At 45.9% G+C, this 5507-nt stretch carries 2 tRNA genes and 3 rRNA genes; all 5 read right to left on the bottom strand.

Annotated features, from left to right (window positions below):
• Window positions 1-24: 24 nt before the first annotated feature.
• Window positions 25-132 (bottom strand): 5S ribosomal RNA (gene rrf, locus C1X07_RS24590).
• A 154-nt stretch (window positions 133-286) separates the two neighbouring features.
• Window positions 287-3110 (bottom strand): 23S ribosomal RNA (locus C1X07_RS24585).
• 229 nt (window positions 3111-3339) lie between these two features.
• Window positions 3340-3413: transfer RNA gene (locus C1X07_RS24580), tRNA-Ala, on the bottom strand.
• A gap of 110 nt (window positions 3414-3523) precedes the next feature.
• Window positions 3524-3597, bottom strand: a tRNA-Ile gene (locus C1X07_RS24575).
• Window positions 3598-3740: 143 nt separating this feature from the next.
• Window positions 3741-5262, bottom strand: a 16S ribosomal RNA gene (locus C1X07_RS24570).
• Together the 16S, 23S and 5S rRNA genes with 2 tRNA genes alongside form the textbook arrangement of a ribosomal RNA operon.
• Window positions 5263-5507: the final 245 nt, after the last annotated feature.

Below are 5507 nucleotides of genomic sequence, written 5' to 3'. Positions count from 1 at the left end.
TCATATTGCTATGAAGGGTTTCAAGGAAGGCGGCGACCTACTCTCCCACGATTGTAGTACCATTGGCGCTATCAGGCTTAACTTCTCTGTTCGGAATGGTAAGAGGTGAGCCCTGATGCTATAACCACCTTAAATCTTTATTAATACCTAAGCATTGTTTATTCACAAAACTTACTATTAACTTAATATGTTGACATATTGATCTAATATACGAGATACAAAAGATAACTAAAATAAAACTAGTTAAGCAATTCTCCACCCTGATGATCATAATGACCACCAGGGCGCACATAAGCCTATGGGTTATTAGTACTACTCGGCTATGACATTACTGCCTTTACACCTATAGCCTATCAACGTGATCGTCTCTCACGACCCTTTAAAGAAATCTCATCTTGTGGTGGGTTTCGCGCTTATATGCTTTCAGCGCTTATCCCTTCCCAACGTAGCTACTCTGCAATGCTCCTGGCGGAACAACAGATACACCAGCGGTTAGTCCAACTCGGTCCTCTCGTACTAAAGTCAGATCCACTCAAATTTCTAACGCCCACTGTAGATAGAGACCGAACTGTCTCACGACGTTCTGAACCCAGCTCGCGTGCCACTTTAATGGGCGAACAGCCCAACCCTTGGGACCTTCTCCAGCCCCAGGATGTGACGAGCCGACATCGAGGTGCCAAACCCCCCCGTCGATATGAGCTCTTGGGGGAGATCAGCCTGTTATCCCCGGAGTACCTTTTATCCTTTGAGCGATGGCCCTTCCATGCGGAACCACCGGATCACTATGCTCTACTTTCGTACCTGATCGAGATGTATCTCTCTCAGTCAAGCTTGCTTATGCCATTGCACTCTACGCACGATTACCAACCGTACTGAGCAAACCTTTAGAAGCCTCCGTTACTCTTTTGGAGGCGACCACCCCAGTCAAACTACCCACCAAGCACTGTCCATCTCGCGATGTTAGGCTTCGAATAAGCAAAGGGTGGTATTTCAACAATGACTCACACACGCCTGGCGACGCATGATCAAAGTCTCCCACCTATCCTACACATTACTTATCCAAAGTCAATACTAAGCTATAGTAAAGGTTCACGGGGTCTTTTCGTCCCACAGCGGGTAACCGGCATCTTCACCGATACTACAATTTCACCGAGCTCATGGCTGAGACAGTGTCCAGATCGTTGCACCATTCGTGCAGGTCGGAACTTACCCGACAAGGAATTTCGCTACCTTAGGACCGTTATAGTTACGGCCGCCGTTTACCGGGGCTTCAATTCAATGCCTCGCCGAAGCTAACATCTCCTCTTAACCTTCCGGCACCGGGCAGGTGTCAGGCCATATACATCATATTTCTATTTAGCATAGCCCTGTGTTTTTGATAAACAGTCGCCTGGACCTTTTAACTGCGGCCTCGCCGAAGCGAGGCGACCCTTCTCCCGAAGTTACGGGTCGATTTTGCCTAGTTCCTTAGCCATGAATCTCTCGAGCACCTTAGAATTCTCATCCCAACTACCTGTGTCGGTTTACGGTACGGGCTGCTGCACTTGGTTTTCTTGGAAGTCGATTCGCTAGATTATCACCTCGACCGTAGTCTTAGTGTACTATCGGGACATTACTGTTCCCTTCAACGCACATTTCCGTCAGTGCGCACTAACTTCTCGCCTCCGTCACTTTTAATGTGAGCAGGTACAGGAATATTAACCTGTTGTCCATCCACTACCCCTTTCGGGTTCGCGTTAGGCCCCGACTAACCCTCAGCTGATTAGCATAGCTGAGGAAACCTTAGTCTTTCGGTGTGCGGGTTTCTCGCCCGCATTATCGTTACTTATGCCTACATTTTCTTTTGTAGATGCTCCAGCAATCCTCGCGAATCACCTTCAACGCCACTACAATGCTCCCCTACCACAGAATTAATCTGTCCATAGCTTCGGTAATATGTTTATGCCCGATTATTATCCATGCCGAACCGCTCGACTAGTGAGCTGTTACGCACTCTTTAAATGAATGGCTGCTTCCAAGCCAACATCCTAGCTGTCTAAGCAGTTCAACCGCGTTTTTTCAACTTAACATATATTTTGGGACCTTAGCTGATGGTCTGGGTTCTTTCCCTCTCGGACATGGACCTTAGCACCCATGCCCTCACTGCTGGTAAACATTTTATAGCATTCGGAGTTTGTCAGGAATTGGTAGGCGGTGAAGCCCCCGCATCCAATCAGTAGCTCTACCTCTATAAAACTAAACCAACGCTGCACCTAAATGCATTTCGGGGAGTACGAGCTATTTCCGAGTTTGATTGGCCTTTCACCCCTACCCTCAGGTCATCCCAAGACTTTTCAACGTCAACGGGTTCGGTCCTCCACTTTGGGTTAACAAAGCTTCAACCTGCCCAAGGGTAGATCACACGGTTTCGCGTCTACTACTACTAACTATAGTCGCCCTATTCAGACTCGCTTTCGCTACGGATCCGCACCTGAAGTGCTTAACCTTGCTAGTAAAAGTAACTCGTAGGCTCATTATGCAAAAGGCACGCCGTCACACATAAATGCGCTCCGACCGCTTGTAAGCGTATGGTTTCAGGATCTATTTCACTCCCTTATTCAGGGTTCTTTTCACCTTTCCCTCACGGTACTGGTTCACTATCGGTCTCTCAGGAGTATTTAGCCTTAACGGATGGTCCCGCCAGATTCATACAGGGTTACACGTGCCCCGCACTACTCAGGATACTACTAAATCAATGATCTTTACTTATACCAGGCTATCACTGTCTATGGCTTGGCTTTCCAACCAATTCTAATTCATTACACTTCTTATATCGTAGTCCTACAACCCCTAATTTGCCGTAACAAATTAGGTTTGGGCTAATCCGCGTTCGCTCGCCACTACTAACGGAATCACTTTTGTTTTCTTCTCCTCCGGGTACTTAGATGTTTCAGTTCTCCGGGTTCGCCCCACTTACGTGGTGACATATCTTCAATATGCCGGGTTGCCCCATTCGGATATCTACGGATCAATCAGTATGTGCCTGTCCCCGTAGCTTTTCGCAGCTTATCACGTCCTTCTTCGCCTCTGAGAGCCTAGGCATTCCCCATACGCCCTTAATTAGCTTATGCGTCTTGCTTTAACTTGCTCTTTTAGTTTTTGATAATACAAATTAATGTATTATCTCTCTTTTATTATCATTACTTGTCTGTAAACAAACAAGCAATGCTCGTATTTTTAAATCAATATGTCAATGAACGTTTTTCTTGTAAATCAATATAAAATCGATGACTATAAAACGCTTTTCATAATATGAATCCTGTGTTGTATAACCTATCACCCTCTATATCTAAAGAATCGTGGAGAATATCGGAGTCGAACCGATGACCTCCTGCGTGCAAGGCAGGCGCTCTAGCCAGCTGAGCTAATCCCCCATTTACAAAATCCTAAATGTCGAATTCAGAATCCCGAATGATGAAGTAATGAATTCTCAACTTCTAAAATTTCCTTTCAATATATCTACATGAACGTAATTATTCAATAGTAGTCTCAGGCAGACTCGAACTGCCGACCTCTACATTATCAGTGTAGCGCTCTAACCAGCTGAGCTATGAGACTTCTTCATAGTTGTGGGTTGATGGTTAATTGCTGATCGTTGATAAACTTCAACTATCACCATAAACTAACAACTAATTATTAATTAACAGCATAAAAACTAAAAACACTTCCAAAATACATTCCATCGTATCTCGTTTCTCTAGAAAGGAGGTGTTCCAGCCGCACCTTCCGGTACGGCTACCTTGTTACGACTTAGCCCCAGTTACCAGTTTTACCCTAGGCCGCTCCTTACGGTGACGGACTTCAGGTACTCCCAGCTTCCATGGCTTGACGGGCGGTGTGTACAAGGCCCGGGAACGTATTCACCGGATCATGGCTGATATCCGATTACTAGCGATTCCAGCTTCACGGAGTCGAGTTGCAGACTCCGATCCGAACTGTGATAGGCTTTATAGATTCGCGCCTGGTCGCCCAGTGGCTGCTCTCTGTACCTACCATTGTAGCACGTGTGTGGCCCAGGACGTAAGGGCCGTGATGATTTGACGTCATCCCCACCTTCCTCGCGGTTTGCACCGGCAGTCTTGCTAGAGTTCCCATCTTTACATGCTGGCAACTAACAACAGGGGTTGCGCTCGTTATAGGACTTAACCTGACACCTCACGGCACGAGCTGACGACAACCATGCAGCACCTTGTAAATTGCCCGAAGGAAAGTCTATCTCTAAACCTGTCAATCTACATTTAAGCCCTGGTAAGGTTCCTCGCGTATCATCGAATTAAACCACATGCTCCACCGCTTGTGCGGGCCCCCGTCAATTCCTTTGAGTTTCATTCTTGCGAACGTACTCCCCAGGTGGGTTACTTATCACTTTCGCTTAGCCACTCAGATCGAAATCCGAACAGCTAGTAACCATCGTTTACGGCGTGGACTACCAGGGTATCTAATCCTGTTCGCTACCCACGCTTTCGTCCCTTAGCGTCAATACATTATTAGTGATCTGCCTTCGCAATCGGTATTCTGTGTAATATCTATGCATTTCACCGCTACACTACACATTCTAACCACTTCATAATGATTCAAGACTTGCAGTATCAATGGCAATTTTCCGGTTGAGCCGAAAACTTTCACCACTGACTTACAAACCCGCCTACGGACCCTTTAAACCCAATGATTCCGGATAACGCTTGGATCCTCCGTATTACCGCGGCTGCTGGCACGGAGTTAGCCGATCCTTATTCGTAGAGTACCGTCAGAATTCCACACGTGAAATCGTTTCTTCCTCTATAAAAGTAGTTTACAACCCATAGGGCAGTCTTCCTACACGCGGCATGGCTGGATCAGAGTTGCCTCCATTGTCCAATATTCCTCACTGCTGCCTCCCGTAGGAGTCTGGTCCGTGTCTCAGTACCAGTGTGGGGGATCTCCCTCTCAGGACCCCTATCTATCGTAGCCTTGGTATGCCGTTACCATACCAACTAGCTAATAGAACGCATAGCCATCTTATAGCGATAAATCTTTAATCATAATGCAATGCTACATCTTGATACTATAAGGTATTAATCCAAATTTCTCTGGGCTATCCCTTACTATAAGGTAGGTACTATACGCGTTACGCACCCGTGCGCCGGTCGTCAGCAATAGCAAGCTATCCTGTTACCCCTCGACTTGCATGTGTTAAGCCTGCCGCTAGCGTTCATCCTGAGCCAGGATCAAACTCTTCATCGTTTGCTTTTAAATATTATTTGAAAACAATACAACGGAATTATAATCGTATCTCTTTGATGTTTCTAGTTCTTATTATTCGTATAAACTATCTCTAGTCTAATACGCGCTGTCAATCAATATGTCTATGAACTTTTTTAACTCCTGAAGCGATCTTCTTCGCCAGTCGTTTTGTCAATTAATAAGGAATCGAACCTTATAAATGTTACCTCTAACACCCTACTCCTGTATAATTATTTATAATGAAC

The organism is Aquimarina sediminis (genome assembly GCF_002895435.1).
In the GTDB taxonomy this organism is placed as follows: Bacteria; Bacteroidota; Bacteroidia; order Flavobacteriales; family Flavobacteriaceae; genus Aquimarina; species Aquimarina sediminis.
Note: the sequence above shows the minus strand (reverse complement) of the source record. Positions and strands in the feature narration are given on the sequence as shown.